23 protein-coding genes are annotated in these 23,181 nt (G+C 65.1%); 14 read left to right on the forward strand and 9 right to left on the reverse strand.

What is annotated here, in order from left to right; translation table 11 throughout:
- Positions 1 to 34: 34 nt before the first annotated feature.
- The 4 genes from yidC to rpmH all read right to left on the reverse strand — a co-directional run bounded on the left by yidC (position 35) and on the right by rpmH (position 2,759).
- Positions 35 to 1,750: a membrane protein insertase YidC gene (gene yidC, locus ACTPOI_RS02330; protein WP_440106011.1), complete on the reverse strand. Its 1,716-nt coding sequence runs from the start codon at positions 1,748 to 1,750 to the stop codon at positions 35 to 37.
- Positions 1,747 to 2,046, reverse strand: coding sequence for a membrane protein insertion efficiency factor YidD (gene yidD, locus ACTPOI_RS02335; RefSeq protein ID WP_069106452.1), 300 nt, complete (start codon positions 2,044 to 2,046; stop codon positions 1,747 to 1,749). The genes yidC and yidD overlap by 4 nt, the downstream gene beginning before the upstream one ends.
- Entirely contained in the window at positions 2,046 to 2,552 is a 507-nt protein-coding gene (locus tag ACTPOI_RS02340; protein WP_440106013.1) for a ribonuclease P protein component, read from the reverse strand. Before ACTPOI_RS02340 ends, yidD begins: the two co-directional genes overlap by 1 nt.
- 72 nt (positions 2,553 to 2,624) lie before the next feature.
- Positions 2,625 to 2,759, reverse strand: coding sequence for a 50S ribosomal protein L34 (gene rpmH / locus ACTPOI_RS02345; RefSeq protein WP_005798102.1), 135 nt, complete (start codon positions 2,757 to 2,759; stop codon positions 2,625 to 2,627).
- Between the two features lie 414 nt (positions 2,760 to 3,173).
- On the opposite strand from rpmH, the gene dnaA reads away from it, so the two are divergent.
- The 8 genes from dnaA (at position 3,174) to ACTPOI_RS02385 (ending at position 12,175) form a co-directional block, all read left to right on the forward strand.
- Positions 3,174 to 4,598, forward strand: a complete 1,425-nt coding sequence (dnaA, locus tag ACTPOI_RS02350) for a chromosomal replication initiator protein DnaA (protein ID WP_291517335.1) — start codon at positions 3,174 to 3,176, stop codon at positions 4,596 to 4,598.
- 133 nt (positions 4,599 to 4,731) lie between these two features.
- Positions 4,732 to 5,850: a DNA polymerase III subunit beta gene (gene dnaN / locus ACTPOI_RS02355; protein WP_069104216.1), complete on the forward strand. Its 1,119-nt coding sequence runs from the start codon at positions 4,732 to 4,734 to the stop codon at positions 5,848 to 5,850.
- A gap of 173 nt (positions 5,851 to 6,023) precedes the next feature.
- Positions 6,024 to 8,642 carry a DNA topoisomerase (ATP-hydrolyzing) subunit B gene (gene gyrB, locus ACTPOI_RS02360; RefSeq protein WP_440106023.1) on the forward strand — a complete coding sequence of 873 codons (2,619 nt, stop codon included), beginning with the start codon at positions 6,024 to 6,026 and terminating at the stop codon, positions 8,640 to 8,642.
- Between the two features lie 139 nt (positions 8,643 to 8,781).
- On the forward strand, positions 8,782 to 9,621 hold the full coding sequence (locus tag ACTPOI_RS02365; RefSeq protein WP_440106025.1) for a DUF3883 domain-containing protein: 840 nt from the start codon (positions 8,782 to 8,784) through the stop codon (positions 9,619 to 9,621).
- 8 nt (positions 9,622 to 9,629) lie between these two features.
- A complete protein-coding gene (locus ACTPOI_RS02370; RefSeq protein WP_440106027.1) occupies positions 9,630 to 10,016 on the forward strand; it encodes an HIT family protein in 387 nt (128 codons plus the stop codon).
- Positions 10,013 to 10,981, forward strand: a complete 969-nt coding sequence (locus tag ACTPOI_RS02375) for an HNH endonuclease (protein ID WP_440106029.1) — start codon at positions 10,013 to 10,015, stop codon at positions 10,979 to 10,981. Before ACTPOI_RS02370 ends, ACTPOI_RS02375 begins: the two co-directional genes overlap by 4 nt.
- A gap of 325 nt (positions 10,982 to 11,306) precedes the next feature.
- Complete coding sequence (locus tag ACTPOI_RS02380; protein ID WP_440106031.1) at positions 11,307 to 11,813, forward strand: glycine zipper domain-containing protein; 507 nt, start codon at positions 11,307 to 11,309, stop codon at positions 11,811 to 11,813.
- A 101-nt stretch (positions 11,814 to 11,914) separates the two neighbouring features.
- On the forward strand, positions 11,915 to 12,175 hold the full coding sequence (locus tag ACTPOI_RS02385) for a hypothetical protein (protein WP_440106033.1): 261 nt from the start codon (positions 11,915 to 11,917) through the stop codon (positions 12,173 to 12,175).
- Positions 12,176 to 12,251: 76 nt separating this feature from the next.
- Here ACTPOI_RS02385 and ACTPOI_RS02390 read toward each other — a convergent pair whose 3' ends face one another.
- Positions 12,252 to 12,563 (reverse strand): TIGR03643 family protein, encoded by a 312-nt coding sequence (locus tag ACTPOI_RS02390; RefSeq protein WP_440106035.1) that lies wholly within the window; start codon positions 12,561 to 12,563, stop codon positions 12,252 to 12,254.
- A 190-nt stretch (positions 12,564 to 12,753) separates the two neighbouring features.
- Between ACTPOI_RS02390 and ACTPOI_RS02395 the strand changes: the two genes are divergently transcribed.
- From ACTPOI_RS02395 to ACTPOI_RS02410, 4 genes are all read left to right on the forward strand, one after another.
- Positions 12,754 to 13,017 (forward strand): ATP-binding protein, encoded by a 264-nt coding sequence (locus tag ACTPOI_RS02395; protein WP_440106037.1) that lies wholly within the window; start codon positions 12,754 to 12,756, stop codon positions 13,015 to 13,017.
- Between the two features lie 141 nt (positions 13,018 to 13,158).
- Positions 13,159 to 13,596 (forward strand): OsmC family protein, encoded by a 438-nt coding sequence (locus ACTPOI_RS02400; protein WP_440106039.1) that lies wholly within the window; start codon positions 13,159 to 13,161, stop codon positions 13,594 to 13,596.
- Between the two features lie 174 nt (positions 13,597 to 13,770).
- Positions 13,771 to 14,562 (forward strand): DUF72 domain-containing protein, encoded by a 792-nt coding sequence (locus tag ACTPOI_RS02405; RefSeq protein WP_440106041.1) that lies wholly within the window; start codon positions 13,771 to 13,773, stop codon positions 14,560 to 14,562.
- Positions 14,563 to 15,085: 523 nt separating this feature from the next.
- Complete coding sequence (locus tag ACTPOI_RS02410; RefSeq protein ID WP_440106043.1) at positions 15,086 to 16,501, forward strand: homoserine dehydrogenase; 1,416 nt, start codon at positions 15,086 to 15,088, stop codon at positions 16,499 to 16,501.
- Between the two features lie 190 nt (positions 16,502 to 16,691).
- On the opposite strand, the gene ACTPOI_RS02415 is transcribed toward ACTPOI_RS02410, so the two are convergent.
- Positions 16,692 to 17,315, reverse strand: a complete 624-nt coding sequence (locus tag ACTPOI_RS02415) for an FMN-binding negative transcriptional regulator (protein ID WP_440106045.1) — start codon at positions 17,313 to 17,315, stop codon at positions 16,692 to 16,694.
- Positions 17,312 to 17,806, reverse strand: coding sequence for an OsmC family protein (locus ACTPOI_RS02420; RefSeq protein ID WP_440106047.1), 495 nt, complete (start codon positions 17,804 to 17,806; stop codon positions 17,312 to 17,314). The genes ACTPOI_RS02415 and ACTPOI_RS02420 overlap by 4 nt, the downstream gene beginning before the upstream one ends.
- 107 nt (positions 17,807 to 17,913) lie before the next feature.
- Between ACTPOI_RS02420 and pdxR the strand changes: the two genes are divergently transcribed.
- On the forward strand, positions 17,914 to 19,380 hold the full coding sequence (pdxR, locus tag ACTPOI_RS02425; RefSeq protein WP_440106049.1) for a MocR-like pyridoxine biosynthesis transcription factor PdxR: 1,467 nt from the start codon (positions 17,914 to 17,916) through the stop codon (positions 19,378 to 19,380).
- 194 nt (positions 19,381 to 19,574) lie between these two features.
- Complete coding sequence (locus ACTPOI_RS02430) at positions 19,575 to 21,443, forward strand: B12-binding domain-containing radical SAM protein (RefSeq protein ID WP_440108246.1); 1,869 nt, start codon at positions 19,575 to 19,577, stop codon at positions 21,441 to 21,443.
- A 142-nt stretch (positions 21,444 to 21,585) separates the two neighbouring features.
- On the opposite strand, the gene ACTPOI_RS02435 is transcribed toward ACTPOI_RS02430, so the two are convergent.
- Positions 21,586 to 21,888, reverse strand: coding sequence for a hypothetical protein (locus ACTPOI_RS02435; protein ID WP_440106051.1), 303 nt, complete (start codon positions 21,886 to 21,888; stop codon positions 21,586 to 21,588).
- 224 nt (positions 21,889 to 22,112) lie between these two features.
- Positions 22,113 to 23,015 (reverse strand): BRO family protein, encoded by a 903-nt coding sequence (locus ACTPOI_RS02440; RefSeq protein WP_440106053.1) that lies wholly within the window; start codon positions 23,013 to 23,015, stop codon positions 22,113 to 22,115.
- Between the last annotated feature and the right edge of the window lie 166 nt (positions 23,016 to 23,181).

The following is a 23,181-nucleotide window of genomic DNA, read 5'->3' on the forward strand; positions in this document are numbered from 1 at the left end:
CCGCTTGCGCGGCCTTGGTGTTCAGTGGCGAAGGTCACTTGAACTTGGGCAGATTGAACTGCGGGGGAACACCCATGCGGGTGTTGATGATCCACTGCTGCGCAATCGACAAGATATTGTTCGTCAGCCAGTACAGCACCAGGCCGGCCGGGAAGAAGAAGAACATCACGCTGAAGATCAGCGGCATGAACCACATCATCTTGGCTTGCAGCGGGTCCGGTGGCGCGGGGTTCAGCGCGGTCTGCACCAGCGAGCTCACCGTCATCAGCAAGGGCAGGATGAAGAACGGGTCAGGCGTGGACAGGTCCTTGATCCAGCCGATCCAGGGCGCGTTGCGCATCTCGACGCTGGACAGCAGCACCCAGTACAGCGCAATGAACACGGGGATCTGGATCATGATGGGGAAGCAGCCGCCCATGGGGTTGACCTTCTCCTCGCGGTAGATGCGCATCATCTCCTGCTGCATCTGCTGCGGCTTGTCCTTGAGGCGCTCGCGCATCTCCATGATCTTGGGGTTGATGGCCTTCATCTTGGCCATGCTGGCGTAGGCCTTGGCGTTGAGCCAGTAGAACGCGATCTTGAGCAGCAGCACCAGCGCCACGATGGCCCAGCCCCAGTTGTTCAGAATCTTGTGCAGTTGGTCGAGCAGCCAGTACAAAGGCTTGGACAGGATGGTCAGCCAGCCGTAGTCCTTGACCAGCTCGAGGCCGGGGCTGAGCTTTTCCATCATGGTCTCGACCTGCGGGCCCGCGAACAGGCGCGCGTCAATGGCCTTGGTGGCGCCGGGTTCGATGCTGCCCAGCGGCGTGAGCATGCCCACCGAGTACAGGTTGGTGTCGACCTTGCGGGTGAACAGCTCGCGCTGCACGCCGTCGGCCAGCAGCCAGGCAGTGGCAAAGTAGTGCTGCACCATGGCCACATAGCCGTTGGGCGAATCCTTGGGGATGTCGACCTTGCCGTTTTCGATGTCCTTGAACTCGACCTTCTGGTACTTCTTGGCGTCGGTGTAGACGGCAGGGCCCGTGAAGGTGGAATAGAACGACGACTCGCCTGGCGGCTTGTTGCCGTCACGCACCAGCTGCAGATACAGCTGCGGCGACACGGCCGTGCTGCCGGTGTTGACCACCTCGTGCTTCACGGCAATGTCGTACGCACCGCGCTTGATCGTCCAGGTCTTGGCCAGCTTGACACCGCCCTGCTCGGGCGACTCGAAGCGGATGCTGATGGAGTCTTCACCGTCCTTGAGTTCGCGCGGGCCGGGCACGGCCGTCATGGCCGTCTTGTGGGTGGGGAAGGTGCCGCCCACCAGGCCGGTCTGCGCCACGTACACGCGCTGTGCGCTTTCGTCGAGCAGCAGGAAGTTGCGCGTCTTGTCCGCCATGTCGATGTGCTGCAGCAGCTCTGCGTGCACCAGCGAGCCGCCTTCGGTGTCGAAGGTGAGGCGGTACAGGTCGGTCTTCACTTCCACGCGCTCGCGCTTGGCAGCGGGTGCAGCCTGGCCCGGCACTGCCGAAGCGCCTGCTGCAGCAGCCACCGCAGCCGGTGCCGGAACGCTGGCCGACGATGCCGACGGCACGCTGGCTGCACCTGCGGCGCCAGACGCAGGCGCATTGGCGGCGGGGGCTGTCACCGCGGGTGTGGTGGGGAAGAAGGTGGCCTTGTTGCCGTTGTGCAACTGCCACTTGTCCCACAGCAGAACCATGGAAAAGCCAAAAATCACCCACAGGATGGTGCGGCGAATGTCGTTCATGAAGACTTCTTTGGTGAAGATGGTTGGGTGGTGGTGTCGGAATCGGAGAGCCGCGAGAACAGGCGCATGCCGCGCGGCAGATGTTGCGGGACCGGATCATGGCCCCCATCGCACCAGGGATTGCAGCGTACCAGCCGGTGCACCGTGAGATAGCTGCCCGCAGCCGCGCCGTGCTTTTCAAGCGCCTGCAGCGAATACACAGAGCAGGTGGGCTCGAACCTGCACGCCGAACCCAGCCAAGGGCTCAGAAAAAGGCGGTAGCCCTTGACCACGCCCATCAGCAGGCGCTGCATCATCATGGCGCAGGTGCCTCTACCGCTGGGGCGCGGGGCGCAGCAGGCTGCGATGGCGCAGGGCCTGCCGAACGGCGCGCTGCATGGTCAAACAGCTGCAGTAGTTCGGCGCGCACCGCGTCTTTCAACGGGTCGGAAACGGCGCTTTTGAACTGCTTGCGGTCAAAGCCCGTACGCAAGCGCACCACGTGCGCTGCCTGCGGAAGCCGTGCCTCGAATGTTGCGCCTACCGTGTAGATCTGCCGCTTGATGGCATTGCGCGTCACCGCACGCTTGGCCCACCGCTTGGGAACCATGGCACCCAGCCACACGCCCTGCACGGCAAACAGGGCCTGCGGCCCTTGCTGTGAAGGCAAGGAGCCGGGCCCTGTGGGTTCGCTGGCTGGGGAACGGTGTGCACCGCTGCCCGCATCCAGCACCAGACGGTGCAGCGCAAAGTGCGCAGTGCGGGAGACAGTGCCTCCCGCCATGGCGGCCTGGAACTGCGGACGGGTTTTCAGCCGTTGCATGCAGGCACCCCGTTTGTCATCTGTCGGTAGAGACCGGCAGCAGGCGGGGAGCAGGCTGTAGACCGGTTGGCCTTAGACAGCCAGGCGCTTGCGGCCCTTGGCGCGGCGTGCGTTGATAACGGCACGGCCGCCGCGTGTCTTCATGCGGACGAGGAAACCGTGGGTGCGCGCGCGGCGCGTCTTGGAAGGCTGGTAAGTACGTTTCATGATGCTATTCCTTGAGGTTCAGTTCCGGACTGCTGCTCTTGAACCCCGGGGCTGCTTGCACACGCTGCATGGCAGCGTCGGCGGCAGACCTGAAGGGGCCGCAAATATCGGCGCGCCGGGTCAAATCACCCTGAACACATTCAGGGAAACCCAAAATTATCGCAGGCTTGACACGGGCTGGCAATGCCTTTCGGATCCAGGGCCCAATTTACAAGTCCGGTCCACTCCGCAATGCTGCCCCGGTGCGGGTGCTACCGGGCTTCAATGAGCGCGCTGCCAAGCTACGTGCAGCAGGGCAAAAGACCCTGCCGCCAGGCCCTGCAACCTGCGCAGCCAGCATGTGGATAACTCCTTGACAAGCTACAATCCGCGGCCCAGCCAAGTTCCTCTATCCACAACAAGAATCTCCCTGAAATGACCGAGGAACACTCCCGCAGCCCCCTTCCATCGACTGGCTCCGACGCAGGCCAGGGCCTGTGGCAGGCGTGCGTAGAGCAACTGGCGCAAGACCTCCCCGAGCAGCAGTTCAACACCTGGATCAAGCCGCTGATCGCCCAGGTGGCCGAAGACTTTTCCAAGGTGACGCTGCTGGTGGGCAACCGCTTCAAGCTCGACTGGATCCGCGCCCAGTATGCGGGCCGCATTGCCGCACTGCTCGAAGGCCTGTACGGCCAGCCCGTTACGCTGGAGTTAGCGCTTGCTCAGCGCGAATCCGTTGCGCGTACTTATGTGCGCCCTGCCGCTCCGGAGGCTTCCAATACCCAGCAGCAGTCCGACGCCCCCGCCAGCAGCAGCGACGATGCCTCTGCCGGCGCCTTCCGCAACCGGCTGAATGCCGCCCTGACGTTCGAGACCCTGGTGGAAGGCACGGCCAACCGCATGGCGCGTTCTGCCGCAATGCACGTGGCCGGCATGCCAGGCCATTTGTACAACCCGCTGTTCATCTATGGCGGCGTGGGCCTGGGCAAGACCCACCTGGTGCACGCTGTGGGCAACCGCCTGCTGCAGGACAAGCCCGACGCCAAAGTTCTCTACATCCACGCCGAGCAGTTTGTGTCGGATGTGGTTAAGGCCTACCAGCGCCGCACCTTTGATGAATTCAAGGAGCGTTACCACTCGCTGGATCTGCTGCTGATCGACGATGTGCAGTTCTTTGCCAACAAGGACCGCACGCAGGAAGAATTTTTCAACGCCTTTGAAGCCCTGCTGGCCAAAAAGTCGCACATCGTGATGACCTCGGACACGTATCCGAAGGGTCTGGCCAACATCCACGAGCGGCTGGTGTCGCGCTTTGACTCGGGCCTGACGGTCGCCATCGAGCCGCCCGAGCTGGAAATGCGCGTGGCCATCCTGATCAACAAGGCCCGCGTCGAAGGCACCGAAATGCCCGAGGAAGTCGCCTTCTTCGTGGCGAAGAACGTGCGCTCCAACGTGCGCGAGCTCGAAGGAGCACTGCGCAAGATCCTGGCGTACTCGCGCTTCAACCAGAAAGAGATTTCGATCCAGCTGGCCCGCGAGGCGCTGCGCGACCTGCTGTCGATCCAGAACCGGCAGATCAGCGTGGAAAACATACAGAAGACGGTGGCCGACTATTACAAGATCAAGGTCGCCGACATGTACAGCAAGAAGCGCCCGGCCAGCATTGCCCGCCCGCGCCAGATTGCGATGTACCTGGCCAAGGAGCTGACGCAAAAGAGCCTGCCCGAGATCGGCGAGCTGTTTGGCGGGCGCGACCACACCACGGTGCTGCATGCAGTGCGAAAGATATCGGGCGAGCGCCAGCAGCTGACCGAGCTGAACCAGCAGTTGCACGTGCTGGAACAGACCCTGAAGGGTTGACGGCGCGTGGGAAAGACACCGAGCGGGAAGTACCCGGTAAACGGGCAAAATGGCGGGTTAGGCAGCGGGGGGAGGCACCACCTGCGCAGCTGCTGTCCAAGCACCGTCCCAAAAACCACAAGAGGTTGAAGACATGATCGTCCTGAAGGCAACACAAGACAAGGTTCTCGCGGTACTGCAGTCCGTGGCGGGCATCGTGGAGCGGCGCCATACCCTGCCCATCCTGGCCAACGTGCTGATCCGCAAGACGGGCAATGCCCTGCAGCTGACGACCAGCGACCTCGAAATCCAGATCCGCACCACGGCCGAGCTGGGCGGCGACACCGGCGACTTCACCACCACCGTGGGCGCGCGCAAGCTCATCGACATTCTGCGCACCATGCCCGGCGACCAGACGGTAAGCCTGGAGTCCAGCCAGTCCAAGCTGATCCTCAAGGGCGGCAAGAGCCGCTTCACGCTGCAAAGCCTGCCGGCTGAAGACTTCCCGCTGGTGCAGGAATCTGCCGCCTTCGGCCCCGTGTTTGCCGTGCCGCAAAAGACGCTGAAGGACCTGCTGGGCCAGGTGAGCTTTGCGATGGCGGTGCAGGACATCCGCTACTACCTCAACGGCATTTTGTTTGTGGCCGAGGGCAAGCAGCTGAGCCTGGTGGCCACCGACGGCCACCGCCTGGCCTTTGCCAGCGCCACGCTGGATGTGGAAGTGCCCAAGCAGGAAGTCATCCTGCCGCGCAAGACAGTGATCGAACTGCAGCGCCTGCTGAGCGACGCGGGTGGCGAGAACCAGCCGCACATCGAGATGCAGTTTGCCAACAACCAGGCCAAGTTCACCTTTGGCGGCATGGAGTTCGTCACCAAGCTGGTCGAGGGCAAGTTCCCCGACTACAACCGCGTGATCCCTAAGAACCACAAGAACAGCGTGACCCTGGGCCGCGCGCCGCTGCTGGCCAGCCTGCAGCGCACCGCCATCATGACCAGCGACAAGTTCAAGGGCGTGCGCCTGAACCTGGAGCCCGGCACGCTGCGCGTGGCGTCCAACAACGCCGAGCAGGAAGAAGCCGTGGACGAGCTGGACATCGACTACGGTGGCGACACCATCGAGATCGGCTTCAACGTGACCTACCTCATCGACGCACTCGCCAACATGGGCCAGGACATGGTGAAGGTGGAGCTTTCGGACGGCAACAGCTCTGCGCTGATGACCATCCCCGACAACGACAGCTTCAAGTATGTCGTGATGCCGATGCGCATCTAGGCCCGCTGCGGCGGGGTGCGGGGGCTGCGGCTAGCATGGCGCGCGGCACCTTGCCGGCCACGCCCAAACGCTACGCTTTTGATAGCTGTCAGTGCTTATAAATCAAGCGCTACAGCGTGATTTGACATTGAAAACATTGGAAACCCCGGTTTCCACGGATCCCAAGGCCCACCATGACCGTTGAGAACAGCATTCCTTCCGAGCCCGAAGACACCGGCGTCTCCGGCCATGTGGAGCCCACGGTTGCCAAGATCGACACCAACCAGGCAGGGGCCAGCGAAAGCTACGGCGAAGGCGCCATCACCATCCTGGAAGGCCTGGAGGCCGTGCGCAAGCGCCCCGGCATGTACATCGGCGATACCAGCGACGGCACCGGCCTGCACCACCTGGTGTTCGAGGTGGTGGACAACTCCATCGACGAAGCCCTGGCTGGCCACTGCGATGACATCGTCGTCACCATCCACACCGACAACTCCATCAGCGTGACTGACAACGGCCGCGGCATCCCCACCGGCGTGAAGATGGACGACAAGCACGAGCCCAAGCGCTCGGCAGCCGAAATTGCCCTGACCGAACTGCACGCCGGCGGCAAGTTCAACCAGAACAGCTACAAGGTATCGGGCGGTCTGCACGGCGTGGGCGTGAGCTGCGTGAATGCGCTCAGCAAATGGCTGCGCCTGACGGTGCGCCGCGAAGGCAAGGTGCACCAGATCGAGTTTGCACGCGGCTTTGTACAAGACCGCCTGCTGTCCACCGTGGACGGCTTTGAAGTCAGCCCCATGAAGGTGACCGGCGACACCGAAAAGCGCGGCACCGAAGTGCACTTCTTGCCCGACACGGACATCTTTAAAGAAAACAACGACTTCCACTACGAGATCCTGGCCAAGCGCCTGCGCGAACTCTCGTTCTTGAACAACGGCGTGCGCATTCGCCTCAAGGACGAGCGCAGCGGCAAGGAAGACGACTTCTCGGGCGCCGGTGGCGTGCGCGGCTTTGTCGAGTTCATCAACAAGGGCAAGACGGTGCTGCACCCCACGTCGTTCTACGCCGCAGGCGAGCGCCCGGCCGAGACGTATGGCGGCATCCCCGGCACGCACATCGGCGTGGAAGTGGCCATGCAGTGGAACAGCGCGTACACCGAACAGGTGCTGTGCTTTACCAACAACATCCCCCAGCGTGACGGCGGCACCCACCTGACCGGCCTGCGCGCCGCGATGACCCGCGTCATCAACAAGTACATCGAAGAACACGAGCTGGCCAAGAAGGCCAAGGTCGAAGTGACCGGCGACGACATGCGCGAAGGCCTGTGCTGCGTGCTGAGCGTGAAGGTGCCCGAGCCCAAGTTCAGCAGCCAGACCAAAGACAAGCTCGTGTCGAGCGAAGTGCGCGCCCCCGTGGAAGACATTGTGGGCAAGCTGCTGACCGACTACCTGCAAGAGCGCCCGGCCGACGCCAAGATCATCTGCGGCAAGATCGTGGAAGCCGCCCGCGCCCGCGAAGCCGCCCGCAAGGCCCGCGAAATGACCCGCCGCAAGGGCGTGCTCGACGGCATGGGCCTGCCCGGCAAGCTGGCCGACTGCCAGGAAAAAGACCCGGCGATGTGCGAGATCTACATCGTCGAGGGTGACTCCGCCGGCGGCTCTGCCAAGCAGGGCCGCGACCGCAAGTTCCAGGCCATCCTGCCCCTGCGCGGCAAGATCCTGAACGTGGAAAAAGCCCGCTACGAAAAGCTGCTGACCAGCAACGAAATCCTGACGCTGATCACCGCCCTGGGCACGGGCATCGGCAAGGCCGGTGGCACCACCGGCGGCGACGACTTTGATGTGGCCAAGCTGCGCTACCACCGCATCATCATCATGACCGACGCCGACGTGGACGGCGCCCACATCCGCACCCTGCTGCTCACCTTCTTCTACCGCCAGATGCCCGAGCTGGTCGAGCGCGGCCACATCTACATTGCCCAGCCACCGCTGTACAAGGTCAAGGCCGGCAAGGAAGAGCTGTACCTGAAAGACGCCCCCGCGCTCGACGGCTTCTTGCTGCGCATTGCGCTGAACCACGCCAGCGTGACCACCGGCGGCGCCAACCCGCAAACGCTGACCGGCGACACCCTGGCCGAACTGGCGCGCAAGCACCAGATCGCCGAAAGCGTGATTGCCCGCCTGGGCAACTTCATGGACGCCGAGGCACTGCGCGCCATTGCCGACGGCGTGAGCCTGAAGCTGGACACCGTGGCCGAAGCCGAAGCCAGCGCCGTGGCCCTGCAGGCCAAGCTGCGCGAGCTGAACACCACCGGCGCCCCCGCCGAAGTGGCCGGCGAATTTGACGTGCGCACCGACAAACCCCTGCTGCGCATCAGCCGCCGCCACCACGGCAACGTCAAGAGCAGCGTCATCACCCAAGACTTTGTGCACGGCGCCGACTACGCCGCCCTGGCCGAAGCCGCCGAAACCTTCCGCGGCTTGCTGGCCGAGGGCGCCAAGGCCCTGCGCGGCGAGGGCGAGAAGCAAAAGGAAGAAAAGGTGGGCGATTTCCGCCAGGCCATGAAGTGGCTCATCACCGAAGCCGAACGCACCACCAGCCGCCAGCGCTACAAGGGCCTGGGCGAAATGAACCCCGAGCAGCTGTGGGAAACGACGATGGACCCCACCGTGCGCCGCCTGCTGCGCGTGCAGATCGACGATGCGATCGAGGCAGATCGCGTGTTCACGATGCTGATGGGCGATGAGGTGGAGCCGCGGCGGGATTTCATTGAGACCAACGCGCTGCGGGCGGGCAACATCGACGTTTGACGTCGTAGCAATTGGCGCCCTTCCGTGCGTTCTGATCGTCAAGTTGTGGCGCTATCGCACGGGCATGGGGCGCAAAGCCTTCGGGTGATTTCGTAGCAGTGATATCGGTCTGAACGAATTCCGCTCAAAGTACGACAGCATGTCCTCGAACTGGTCCCGTGAAGAGGTTGAACTGATCGTTGCGGATCATCTGCAGATGCTCACGCTGGAACTGGCTGGGCAGACATACAGCAAGGCCGCGCATCGGCGCAATCTGCAACGCAAGCTGAACGGGCGCAGCGACGGGTCGATCGAGTTCAAGCATTGCAACATCAGCGCCATCCTGATCCACCTGGGCCGGCCAAATATTCGCGGTTACCAGCCGCGGTGGAACTTCCAGGCTTTGTTGGCCCAAGCCGTAGCCGCTCAGTTGCAATCGCATCCCTTGCTGGACCAGACCGTGCTAGCTGCCGTGCAATGCCCCGCAGCAGTGCCCTCGATGGATGACTTTTCGAAGACATCGGTGTATCCCCCCGCAAGGCAATTGAAGGTCGAGGAAGAGCTGCTGGTCTGGAGTGGTCATCCCGGCAAACGGGACTACCTCCAGCGCGAAGCGCAAAACCAGTCGCTTGGCCTAGCCGGTGAGGAATTCGTGCTGCAGTTCGAGCACTGGCGGCTCAATGCGCTGGGCCAAAGCCGCCTGGCCGACAAGGTGGAACACGTTTCCCAGTCCAAAGGGGACGGATTGGGCTACGACGTGTTGTCGTTCGAATCCGATGGCAAGGAACGCTTCATCGAGGTGAAGACAACATCATTCGGGAAAGACACTCCGTTCTTTGTATCGCGCAACGAGCTGGCGTTTTCAAAGACGGCGTCCGAGCAATTTCACCTGTACCGACTGTTCGAGTTCCGAAAGCAGCCGCGCCTGTTCGACCTAGCGGGGGAAATCTCGCAGCACTGCTATCTGGACCCCGTCACCTATCGCGCCAGTTTCGGATGACGACTGCCATGCAAGCGTCGAACCCCTGTCCGTTTTGCATGCTGTCCGAGGGCCGCATCCTGCTTTCGAACGACTGCGGCAAGGTCGTGCGGGACGCATTTCCGATTTCACCGGGGCACACATTAGTCATTCCGCACAGGCACGTCGGGTCGATGTTCGATCTGCAACCAGCCGAGTGGAGCGCGTTGTTTGAACTGCTGACGGCTGCGAAGGGGGATCTGCATAGGGAATTTGCGCCCGCTGCCTATAACGTTGGCGTCAACGATGGGCCGATGGCAGGCCAAACCGTGCCGCATCTACACATTCACCTGATTCCACGGTACGAGGGCGATATGCCCGACCCGCGTGGCGGCGTGCGTTGGATATTGCCCGAGCGCGCGAAGTATTGGCCATGAGTCTTTCGTCGTACCAAGAGGCCCTGAAGCGGCTCAACGTCAACGTGCGCGACGGCCGGGCCAGCCCGCACAAGTTGTGCATGTTGCTCGCCGTTTTCGACTTGGCCCGCGCCGGGGTACTGACGGAAAACCGCGTGGTTTTCGGCCCTACGCTCTTGGAACGCTATCACCAGTTCTTCGACGCGGTGCGCACGCCGACTGACCACGCAAACCCATACTTTCCCTTCTTTCATCTGGGCGGGAAGTTGCGTGGCGGGCAGCCAAGCTTCTGGCATCTGAAGCCGTTGCCGGGCCGTGAAACGGTGGCCGGGACGATGACCACGGCGAGGAGCATGGCAGACATCACGAACAACTTTGCCTGGGCGGAGCTGGACGATGATTTGTTTTGCCTGCTGCACCAACCAGGCTCGCTGGAAGTGTTGTCCACAACGCTCGCAACGCACTGGTTTGACCGTGGCCTGCAGGAGCTTCGGCAAGTGGTCGCGCACGCAGGCGAGGTCAGCCGATATGAGCAGCGGCTGCGTCAATCGTCACCCCTGATTGCAGCAGAGGCGCCGCCGCCCCTGTATGTGCGCAATCCCGCATTCCGCCGCGTGGTCACCGAGATCTATGACTACCGTTGCGCAGCGAGTGGCGTTCGCTTTGTTCTGGACTCCGGTGAAACCATGGTCGAAGCAGCCCACATCCACCCGTTCAGTGAGGCAGGGGACGACGATCCGCGCAACGGGCTCGCACTGACGCCAGATTTTCATTGGGCAATGGATCGGCACCTCATTGCTCCGGGTCCGGACTATCGCTGGCATGTCAGCCCGCTGCTGGATGAACGCATTGCCGACCATGGCCGCCTGACCGCACTCAGCGGCAAGAGTCTGCTGCTACCAAACGAGCCGCGCTTCATTCCCAAGCAGGACGCACTGGCGTGGCGGCTTTCCCGCTTGCGTCGTCGCTTGTCGGACGAGCCCTGACGGCAGCAAAACGCTCGCAACAGCGAGCGAGAAGAAGCGAGCACAGCTAATTGCCCAGAGCGCCAAGGCGCCGCGCAACGGTGCGTCCTACCGCCAACTCCACCATGAAATTCGAAAACGCCATTTTCGAATTTCATGGTCCGCGCATCGTGTACACACGCTCTGTCATCCCCCGCCGACACCTGTAGTCCTTCGCCCGCACCCAAACGGGAACTGCGCCGCATCCCCACAGCGCGCCCCACCTGTACGGTGATCCCATCTGCAACACGCCAAGCCTGCAGCGGCCTCAAGCCGCAATGGCTGGCACTTTTGAAAGGGACACACCATGAGTGATCGCAACGACAACAACACAACCCCCACCGCGGGCAAGACTGGCATGGGCGCTGTAGCCGGTGGCGCAGTGGGTGGAGTAGCAGGCGGCGCGGCCGCAGGGGCGCTGGCGGGCGGCATGACCGGGCCTGTGGGCGCGGCCGTGGGTGCCGTGGTGGGCGCAGTGGCCGGGGCCGTGATGGGCCGCAATGCCAAGGTAGACCCGGTGGTCGAGGACAACTACTGGCGCGACAACTATTCGTCGCGCCCTTACGTGACCGGCGGCAAGACGTATGACGAGTACCAGCCGGCCTACCGCTATGGGGCTGACTCGTATACCAAGTACCCCGACCGTTCTTTTGACGAGGTGGAGCCCGAGCTGAGCCGCGACTGGAGCACGGCGCGGGGCAGCTCTTCGATGGAATGGGAGCACGCCAAGCACGCCACCCGCGATGCATGGCACCGCGTGGGCAACGCGGCCGAGCGCGCGATTCCGGGCGATTCAGACCGCGACGGCCGTTAACCGATCGACTGCGCGCAAAGGGGCCGGCAAGCACTGTCGGGCCCCTTTTTTGTTTATTCCATTGCGCGCGCTTCGGTGCGCGCCTTCACACAGAGGTTCTCATGAACGAACACACCACCGATTCGCACCCGCTCAGCAACCTGGCCTATGACTGGATTGCGCTGATGCAGAACAAGGCCCAGGCGCTGAATGCCTACGACCAGTACATCAAGGATGCCGAGGCAGCGGGCTCGGCAGAGTGCGCGGCGTTTTTCCGCAAGGTGCACGATGCCGACAAGGCCCAGCTGGCAGAGGCCAGGCACCACTTGGTGGCGGTGCTGCAGGGGCAGATGGGCAATGCCGCTGCGGGCGGCACGCGCTAACGCGATCAGGGGGCTTGCAACCAGCGGGGTAGCTTACCCGGCGCGCTGCGGTTGCGGGCCTCGCAAATCCCAGCCTTCAGCCAGCCCGGCGCGCCTCGTTCAGGCCGCGGTGCTTGGTCTGCCGCCCGGCCATGCGCTTGCGCCACATGCGAAACGACGATGGCTTCATGGTGCGGCGCATGAGGGCGATGACTTCGGCCTCGGGCAGGCCGTATTCGCGTTCCACGTCTTCAAAGGGTGTGCGGTCTTCCCAGGCCATTTCCACGATGCGCGAGATGTCGCCTGCGCTCAGCGGCTGTGGTGTGCGCGGCGCTGGCGTGGTGCCGCTGGCGGATGCAACGGCGGGGCCTTGCGCGTTGGGCTCGGGCTGGGGCAAGGTGGCAGGCATGCAGCAATTCTGCCGGGCGAGCGGCACCTTCGCAGCGATGGGGCCAATGGCGCTACGCTGTGGGCGGGCAACACACCCGGGCTGGCATGTAGCACCGGGCGGCATTACGCTTGCGGCACGTTGGCATGCATGCCTGCCCAGCCAGCAGGTGTGCGATGCGCAAGCCGCAAGCCATTACCCACCACCACCCATGTCTGCCCCACGCGCCAAGGCGCTGCCCCGCATAGATCCCGCCCGCTGCACCGGCTGCGGCTGGTGCGTGGCCGTCTGCGGGCCGCATGTGCTGTCGCTGCAGGTATTGGGCGAGGGCCGCTGGGGGCCCAAGCGGTCGCAGCTGCATGACGCGGGTGGCTGCACCGGGTGCGCGCTGTGCGCCATGCGGTGCCCGTTTCATGCGATCAGCATGGTGCGGCAGCCGGGCGCTGCGGGTGCAGACGGGGCCGACGAGGATTGAAGAGGGGCGCAATGCGGGCTATGCACTGGTGGACAGCCGGTCACCCAAAACGGTTTTGTCCCACACCGCAGGGCCCGGTGCGCATGGTGTGATGCACAGTGGCTTTGCACTCCCGCAAGCACACGCATCAAGGAGCCCCGCATGTCAGAGAAAAAGGCCAGTGTTCACTGGGTAGGCGCCGGCAAGGCCGGCCAGGGCCAGATCAGCACCGAGACTGGGTCGCTGCAACAGTACCCGTATGGTTTTGCCAGCCGCTTTGCGGACGACCGCAAGGGCACCAACCCCGAAGAGATCCTGGGCGCGGCGCACGCGGCGTGCTTCACCATGGCGTTTTCGTTTGCGGCCGATAAGGCCGGCTTTGCCACCGAGATGGTGGACACCACCGCTAGCGTGCGGCTCGCGCAGGATGGCGACGGGTTTGTGATCGACCGCATTGCGCTCACGCTGACGGCCAAGGTGCCGGGCATGGACGAAGACACGTTCCAGAAAATGGCGGCAGATGCCAAGGCCAACTGCCCGCTGTCAAAAGCGCTCGCGGCCGTGCCAGAGATCACGCTCAGCGCGACACTGGCAAGCTGAGAGCAGGTGGGCCGTGCGGCGCTGGCGCCAGTGCGCCCGGCACCTGCATCGACTTGACTTCGCCCGCAGGCTGACGCGGCAGGCGCATCACCGCGCGGGCCGCGCACCAGCGCCGTGCCTGCCAAAGGCCGCTGCCAGAATGACCGCGTGAGCCCGCCCACCAGGAGCACGACCGTGGAACCCACCGCGCATCCCTCTCAGCCAACACGCATCCGCATCGGCATTGGCGGCTGGACGTACGAGCCCTGGCGCAGCCACTTCTACCCGCCAGGCCTGCCGCACAGCCAGGAGCTGCACTACGCCAGCCGACAGCTCACATCCATTGAAGTCAATGGCACGTTCTACAGCACCTTCAAGCACGCTACGTTTGCCAGGTGGCACAGTGAAACGCCCGATGGATTCATGTTCTCGCTGAAGGCACCGCGCTATGCCACACACCGGCGCGTGCTGGCCGAGGCAGGCGATTCGATCCGGCGGTTTGTCGACAGTGGCATCACCGCGCTGGGCGACAAGCTTGGCCCCATCGTGTGGCAGTTCATGCCCACCAAGGCGTTCGATGCGACGGACTTCGAGGCCTTTCTGGCGCTGCTGCCGCGCACGGTAGACGGCCGCACGCTGCGCCATGCGCTGGATGTGCGGCACGCCAGCTTTGCCACGCCCGCCTTCATCGCGCTGGCGCGCCGCTACGGCTGCGTGCCGGTGTGCAGCGATTCCGACACATTCCCGGCCATTGCCGATGCCGAGGCGGAGTTTGCCTACCTGCGGCTGATGCGCGGGCAGGCCGAAGTGCCCACGGGCTACCCGGCTGATGCGCTGGCGGCGTGGGCGCAGGGTGTGCGCAGCTGGACGGGCGGCGAGCGGCCGCGCGATGTGTTTGTGTACTTCATCAACGGCGCGAAGGAGCGCGCGCCCGCCGGGGCGATGGCGTTGCTGGCCGAGCTGGGCATCGGGCCCGGGCAGGGTTGAAGGACGGGGCGAGCACAGCGGCATGCGCAGCCTGCAAGGCACTGGAAAGTGCCTCGCAACAGCTGATTTGAAGCGTTTTAGCCCTGCAGCGCTTGATTCATATGCCTGTTTAGCTATTACATGCATAGCAACACATCTACGACAAGCCACGCACCCATCTCCGCCAGGGTACCTGCGCGCAACACCCCGGCCACCGCGCTTGACGGCCACCCGGGGCGCTCGGGTAGACTGCGCCCCTCATGTCGTTCAATTCCACACCCTTCGCACACGCCGCAGCCCCCCAGGGCATGGGCATGATGCTGTCTGCGTTCTCGCGGGCAAAACGGGCAATGGGTGCACGAATGATTACCACCATTACCACCGCGGCCACCTGAGCACGCGCAGGTGGCCGTTCCGGCAGCCACCTGGTGATCGCTCTCTCTTCTCCGCAAGACGAATGACCGAATGAAACCCAGCTCTGGCAGCTGGGTTTTTGTTTTTCTGTCGTCCGTTTTGTCTGACTGTTCACTGTCTGGAGAAGCCCATGTACCGCGATCCCGTCCAGCCCTTGGCTGATGCTGCCCCCATCAACGCTTGCGTAGCTGCTGATGCGGCCCCCATGGGCGCCACGCGCCCGCTGCGCGTGGGCATGATCGGCATTGGCACAGTGGGCGCAGGCACCTTTCGTGTGCTGGCGCGCAACCAGGCGCTGATTGCGGCGCGCGCCGGGCGTGGCATCAAGCTGGTGGTGGTGTGCGCCCGCAGCCTGTCGCGCGCCATGGGCGTGGTGGGCACCGATGTGGCCCTGACCAACGACCCCATGCAGGTCGCCACCCACCCCGAGGTGGACGTGCTGGTGGAAGTGGCCGGCGGCACTGGCCCCGCGCGCGACTGGGTGCTGGCCGCCATCCGCGCGGGCAAGCATGTGGTCACCGCCAACAAGGCCCTGCTGGCCACACACGGCAACGAGATCTTTGCCGCCGCCCGCCAGCACGGCGTGGCCGTGGCGTACGAGGGCGCGGTGGCGGTCAGCATCCCCATCATCAAGGCGCTGCGCGAGGGCCTCACGGCCAACCGCATCGAATGGGTGGCGGGCATCATCAACGGCACCACCAATTTCATCCTGAGCAAGATGCGCGATGAAGGGCTGGGCTTTGCCGAGGCGCTGGCACAAGCCCAGGCGCTGGGCTACGCCGAGGCCGACCCCACCTTCGACATCGAAGGCATCGACGCCGCGCACAAGATCACGCTGCTGGCAGCCAATGCGTTTGGCATGCCGGTGCGCTTTGCCGAGGCGCAGGTCGAAGGCATCACGCGCCTGCAAGGGCTGGACGTGGCCTGCGCCGAGCAGCTGGGCTACCGCATCAAGCTGCTGGGCGTGGCCCGGCGCCGCCATGACGGTGACGTGGACGGCGTGGAGCTGCGCGTGCAGCCCGCCCTGCTGCCAGCCACGCACCTGCTGGCGCAGGTCCACGGCTCGATGAACGCGGTAATGGTGAAGGGCGACGCGGCAGGCGTGACGATGTTCTACGGCGCGGGCGCGGGGTCGGAGCAAACGGCATCGGCCGTGATTGCCGACCTGGTGGACGTGGCGCGGCTGGCTGGCACGCACGCCGCGCAACGCGTGCCGCACCTGGGCTTCCATGCCCACGCGGTGGACGAGCAGCTGGCCGTGCTGCCCCGCGCTGCCGTGCACACGCGCCACTACCTGCGCGTGCCGGTGCACAGCGCGCAGCAGGTCAGCGAGGTGTGGGCGTGGCTTGCCGCGCAGAATCTGCCCGTGGCCCGTGCGGAGCTGGCGTGCGAGAAGGCGCTGCCCGCCAGCGCCGGGCCGCAGGTGCTGGTGCTGACGGATGCCGTTGCGCAGGCCACCGTGGATTTGGCTGTGCATGCGCTGGCTGCGCACCCGGCGGTGGCGGGGCCTGTGGTGTCGATGCGGGTGGAGATGCTGGAGGGGTGATTGGCGTGAACGCCCGTTCAGGCTGATCCTGCGAAAGCGTTGCGCACGGTTTCGACAGGCCCAGCCCGAACGGTGCGGAGGGTGGCCGCAGCCCTGCACCGCGCTTTTTCAAGTCATACAGGCCGGTAGCGCTTGCAAATCAATGCCGGACAGCTATCACAAACATAGCAATCCAACGGGTGTTGTCGCCTCACCCCCGCATCAGCCCCGCCACCTCTGCAGCCCTCGCCGTGCCTTCATCCAGCAGCCCCTGCACCGCGCCCGCGCGATCCGCGTCGCTGCGGTTCTGGCTCATCTTCCACACGCCCTCCCAGCGCTCCACGGCCAGCTCCACGCCCACGATGGCGCCGAGCATTTTGTCGATGTAGTCGGGCGGGGCGTCGTCAACGCGCCAGGGGTGCGTGCGGTGTGCCTCGTGGTGCTCGCTCAGCGTGTGCAGCACGGCGCGCAGGCGCGTGGCGTCGTCAAAGGCGTGCAGGCTGCCGTGGGCGTGCACGGTGGCGTAGTTCCAGGTGGGAACCCGCTTGCCGTCGATGGCCTTGGACGGGTACCACGAGGGCGATACATACGCCTGCGGCCCGTGAAACACGGCCACAGCGTGCTGCGGCAGCAGCGGCCACACGCCGTTGCCGCGCCCCACATGGCCCACCAGCGTGCCGTGCGGGCCGCGCGTGGGGTCGAGGTACAGCGGCACATGGTTGACGTGCAGGGCGCCTTCGTGCGCAATGACCAGCGTGGCCAGCGGCTGGCTGCGCACCAGGGCGTGCAGCACGGCGGGGTCGGCTACCTGGAACTGGCGGTTGGCAATGGTCATGCCTGGCTTTCGGTGGCGGTGATGGCCAGCACGGGTGCGCAGTCGATATGCGTGCGCACCGAGTTGGCCAGAAAACACGCCGCATGGGCGCGGTGGTGCAGGTCTTGCAGTTGCGCCTGCGTCGGGGCATGGGCGGCGTCAAAACGCGTGACGGGGCGCAGCTGTACGTGGGTGACCACCAGGCGCCCCTGGTCGTCGTGGCCCATGGTGCCCACCGCATCGTCGGTGTAGTCGTCCACCCGCCAGCCCGCGCGGCTGGCCAGGTCCAGAAACCACAGCATGTGGCAGCTGGCCAGCGCGGCCACGTACGCTTCTTCCGGGTCGACCCCGGCGGGGTCGGAATACGGCACGGGCACCACATGCGGCGACGACGACGCGGCCACCGTGGCCCAGCCATCAAACTGCCACTGGTGGCCGCGGTGATAGCGCTTGTCCAGAAAATCGTCGCTGCCGCGTTGCCAGGAAACGGTGGCGGTGTGGGTGGAGGCCATGGGCAATACCGGTGTAGATGCGTGAAGGAATGCAGCCTGCCGGGGGCAAGCTGCCTAGAATGGCCCTCCAGTCTAGGATCGAATTCAGCGAACGAGAGGGCCAATCGATGCCGCGTGCCGGAGCCAATCCTCACAGCAAAAACACCACCGCGGCAGCCCCGCTGCTGCGCCAGCAGGTGTACGAGCAACTGCGCCGCGCCATCGAGCAGGGCAGCCTGCGCGCGGGCACGCGGCTGCCGCCCTCGCGCGAGCACGCCAGTGCGCTGGGCGTGTCGCGCAACACCGTGCTGTGGGCCGTGCAGCGCCTGCAGGCCGAGGGGTATGTGCAGGCCCGCGTGGGCGACGGGACCTACGTGGCGCAGGCCGTCACCGCCACGGCCACGGCGGGCCAGGCGCAGGGGCTGGTGGCCCCGCCGCGCGGGCTGTCGCGCCGCGGGCAGCTCATTGCCGACACGGCGGCCCGCTGGCGCCCGCCGCATGTGGCGGCGCGGGCGTTTCGCATCGGCGCGCCCGAGGTAGCCACGTTTCCGTTTGCGCTGTGGGACCGCCTGGCGCGGCAGGCCAGCGCCCGCCAGCGCAGCGACTGCGCCCAGTACCTGGACCCTGCCGGCAACCCCGACCTGCGCAGTGCCGTGGCGCAGTGGCTGTGGGCCTCGCGCGGCATCCGCTGCGACGCAGCGCAGGTGGTGGTGTGCTCGGGCTCGCAGCAAGGCATTGATCTGATTGCGCGGCTGCTGCTGGACGTGGGCGACGAGGTGCTGGTGGAAGACCCGGGCTACCCCGGCATCCGCGCCAGCCTGCTGGGCCACGGCGCGCTGGCGCGGCCTGTGCCGCTGGATGGCGAGGGCCTGCGCGTTGACGAAGGTGCAGCACTGTGGCCCGCTGCGCGCATGGCCGTGGTCACGCCCACGCACCAGTTCCCAACAGGCGTGGGCATGCCGCTGGCGCGGCGGCAGGCGCTGCTGCAATGGGCCCGCGCGCACGATGCCTGGGTGGTGGAGGACGACTACGACGGCGAGTTCCAGTACGGCGGTGCTGCGCAGCGCGTGCCTGCCCTGTGCAGCCTGCCGGGCTCCGAGCGCGTGCTGTACGTAGGCACCTTCAGCAAGACGCTGCACCCCGGCCTGCGCCTGGGGTTTGTGGTGGTACCGCCCGCGCTGGTCGATGCCTTCGCGATGGCCCGGGCCATCACCGACCGGCACGCCCCCGGCGACACGCAGGCCGTGCTGGCCCGCTTCATTGCCGAAGGCCACCTGCTGCGCCACCTGCGGCACATGCGCGAGCTGTACCCGCACCGGCAGGCCGTGCTGATCGACGCCCTGGCCGATGCCAGCGACGGCGCGCTGCAGCTGCAGCCGAGCGACCGCGGCATGCAGCTGCTGCACGAGGTGGCCGAAGGCATCGACGACGAGCCCCTGAGCCGCCGCGCCCACACGGCGGGCGTGATGCTGGCCCCGCTGTCGCGCTACGTGATGCAGTCGCCGCGCCGGGGCTGGCTTTTTGGCTATGCGGGGTACGACGATGGCGAGATCCGCGCTGCCGCCCGTGTGGTGGGCGGCCTGCTCAGGCGCTGACAGGGCACATCAGCACTGCCAGCGATGGCATCGCGCCGTGGCGCACGCGGGCAAGGGATACCGCCTCGCCCGGATAATCAGGGCCTTTCCTGCCCCCGGCCCCGCGGCGGCACCGCACTGCCCCCGCCCACACCATGTCTGCCGCCGCCTTAGCCCCCGTTCCCAGCCAGCGCGTTCTCTCCGTCATCCCGCCGATGACGCAGCTGAACACGCCCTACCCGTCTACCGCCTACCTGACGGGCTTCCTGCGTTCGCGCGGGGTAGATGCCGTGCAGGAGGACCTGGCGCTGGCGCTCGTGCTGCGCCTGCTGTCACCCGAAGGCCTGCGCGCCGTGGCTGCCACGGTGGATGCGCTGCTGCCCAAAAAGCGCAGCCCCGCCGTGCAAAGCTTTGCGGCACAGAAGGACCGCTACCTCGCCACCATCGGCCCCGCCATCGCCTTTTTGCAGGGGCGCGACAGCACCCTGGCGCACCGCATCGTGGGCCGCAACTACCTGCCCGAGGGCCCGCGCTTTGCCACGCTGGATGTGTATGTGGACGACGAAGGCGGCGACCCGCTGGGCTGGGCGTTTGGCGCCCTGGGCCTGCACGACAAAGCCAAGCACCTGGCCACGCTGTACCTGAACGACCTGGCCGATGTGCTGCGCGATGCGGTGGACGAGCGCTTTGAGTTTGTGCGCTACGCCGAGTCGCTGGCGGGCAGCCAGCCCACGTTCGACCCGCTGGCGAATGCACTCGCCGCGCCGCCCACTCTGGTGGACGACATGCTGGCCCTGCTCACGCTGGAGGCCATGGAGCGCCACCGGCCCGACGTGGTGCTGCTGTCGGTGCCGTTCCCGGGCTCGGTGTATGCGGCGTTTCGCATTGCGCAGACCATCAAGGCGCGCTACCCCGGCGTGGCGCTGCTGCTGGGCGGCGGCTTTGTGAACACCGAGCTGCGCGAGCTGGCCGACCCGCGCGTGTTCGACTACTTTGATTTCGTCACGCTGGACGCGGGCGAACGCCCGCTGCTGGCGCTGCTGGAGCACCTGCGCGGCGAGCGCGGGCGGCAGCGGCTGGTGCGCACGTTTGCGCGCAGCGATGAAGGGCAGGTCCAGTACATCAACATGATGGAAGCCGACATCGCCTTTGCCGAGGTGGGCACGCCCACCTGGGACGGCCTGCCGCTAGACCGGTATCTGTCGCTGCTGGACATGCTCAACCCCATGCACCGCCTGTGGAGCGACGGGCGCTGGAACAAGCTCACCGTGGCGCACGGCTGCTACTGGAAGAAGTGCAGCTTCTGCGACGTGAGCCTGGACTACATCAGCCGCTACGAAGGCGCCAGCGCCGAGGTGCTGGCCGACCGCATCGAGCAGATCGTGCGCGAAACGGGGCAGACGGGCTTTCACTTTGTGGACGAGGCCGCGCCGCCCAAGGCGCTGAAGGCGCTTGCCACCGAGCTGATCGCACGCAATGCGGGCATCAGCTGGTGGGGCAATGTGCGGTTTGAAAAAACCTTCACGCCCGAGCTGGCCGAGCTGCTGGCCGACAGCGGCTGCATCGCGATTTCGGGCGGGCTCGAAGTCGCATCTGACCGGCTGCTCACGCTGATGAAAAAAGGCGTGTCGGTAGACCAGGTGGCGCACGTGACCAAGGCATTTACCGACGCGGGCATCCTGGTGCATGCGTACCTGATGTACGGCTTTCCCACGCAGACAGTGCAAGATACGGTGGACGCGCTCGAATACGTGCGCCAGCTGTTTGCCAACGGCTGCATCCAGAGCGGGTTCTTCCACCGGTTTGCCTGCACCGTGCACTCACCCGTCGGCAAGAACCCCGAGGAATACGGTGTGACCTTAGCCCCGCTGCCGCCGGGCGACTTTGCCAAGAACGACGTGGCTTTCATCGACCCCACGGGCGTGGACCACGACGCGCTGGGCGGCGCGCTCAAGAAGGCGATCTACAACTACATGCACGGCATCGGGCTGGAAGAAGACGTGCGCACGTGGTTCCCGTTCAAGGTGCCCAAGACCACGGTGCGGCGCGACCGCATTGAGCGGGCGCTGCGCGAGCGGGGGTAGGCGCCTGCCGCAGGGCTGGCCCGCAGCGCCCGCAGCATGAAAATCAGGCCAAATCGGTCGGAGGCGCTTGTTTCATTTGCCTACATTGCTATGCAATTTATAGCAATCTGATGCTCACTGTGGGCTCGCACCCACCGGCGCTCTAGGTCTTTTGCTGCTGATAAGCACGGTCCATCGCCGGGCCCTTGTCGGTGTCCTTCAAGCCCCGCTCCAGGTCCTTGAAAGCCTGCTTCCCATCTTCAGACTGGATGCCGCCCGTCATCGCGGTGGCCTCATCGCGCTCGTGCGGCAGGCGGCCTTCGGGGCCCGACAGGTCTTCGGGCCCGCTGCCCGGCGTTTGCGGCCGGCTGGTGGTGTCGGTGCGGCGCTCGGTACGGGCGGGCACGGGGGCAGAGGGGACGACGTTTTCCTCTTCTATGCGGCGACCAGGTGGGGTTGATGTCATGCGGGCCTTGTAAGAACGATGTGGGGACGGTGGTGTCCTGCCACCCTAGTTCCGCAGATCGCCGCCCGCTGTAGGCCCAGGCCGCACACCGATGCGGTACCGACGCTTTGTTTCAATCCTTCATCCCCAAACGGCGGGGCGGCTGGATGCTCTGGCTCAAGATGGCAGCGGCTTCGCAATCCACTCTTGGCAAGCCCGTGGCGTTTGGCAAGGTCGGCGACCCGCTACGTCTTCCTGGGTGCCTTGTTGACCTGGGGCGGTTTTGCTGCTTTGTCGGCCTTGGTAACCCGGGTCAATCTGGGCGCCTCAGGCACCGGCGGGGGCAGGTAGTTGGCCCCGGTCACCACCGATTTGCCCGTCTGTGCCTCCAGCTGGTTGCGGGCCTGGCGCGCAATGCTTCCGCCGGTCTTGGCGGCGGTTTTGTTTTCAACCATGCCCCTGGCCTGCACACTCTCGGCAATCTGGCGGGTCGATAGCTCGGCCAGGGCGGTGAAGATGAGCTCGGCCTCGCTCATGTGATCTCGCAGGTTGTGGCTGGCCAGCCCCTTCTTTTCCTTGTGCTGCGCCACGCTCAGGCCCGACCATTCCTGGTGAATGATGTTGGTGAGGATGGCGAACTCGCTGCCCGCCTTGATGTCGTGCTCACTCCAGTAGTCGGTGAGCTTGTTGCGGGTTTCCTGCCCCGTCATGCGCTGCTGGATCCACTTGTCGCTGCGGCCATGCTGCTGCCAGGTCTGGCGGGCACGGTCGAGCGACAGGGCGGGGTCGGCCATCTCTTGCATGCGCTCGTAGCCCACCTTGGCGAGCCACAGCTTGATGGGCTCGGCCTTGGGGCTGGGGATGGATTGAACCAGGCGCAGCAAGATTTCTGCCGTGGCAACGTCAGTGAGGTAGTTTTTCCCGTCGGCAGCAGGCAACTTCAGTCGGTGACACGCTGTCACCGACTGACTGCCCTCGGCAGAAAGGCGCCGCCGCAGCTGGTTCCAGTATTTCCGCGCGGTTTGATAGTCAGCCTGTTGCGTCAGCACCTGCACCACGTCAACCACCGAGAACCACCACGTCTCGGTGCTCTCGTCGTACGTACGGCGGATGGCTTGACCATCGAATTCAGCGGGCAGGATTTTCATAGGCGTTCCACCTTCATGCGCAAGAATAAGCTGTATAAAAAATCAGCTATTCTTGAGCATAGCCGCCACGGCTCCACCGAGCAACCTCCCCATTCATTTGCTACAAAATGAATAGCTGCTAGCGCTTTTCCTTAAAGCGCCAGAGCCACTTTTCATCCAGAAAGTC

Source organism: Acidovorax sp. BL-A-41-H1 (genome assembly GCF_051942715.1).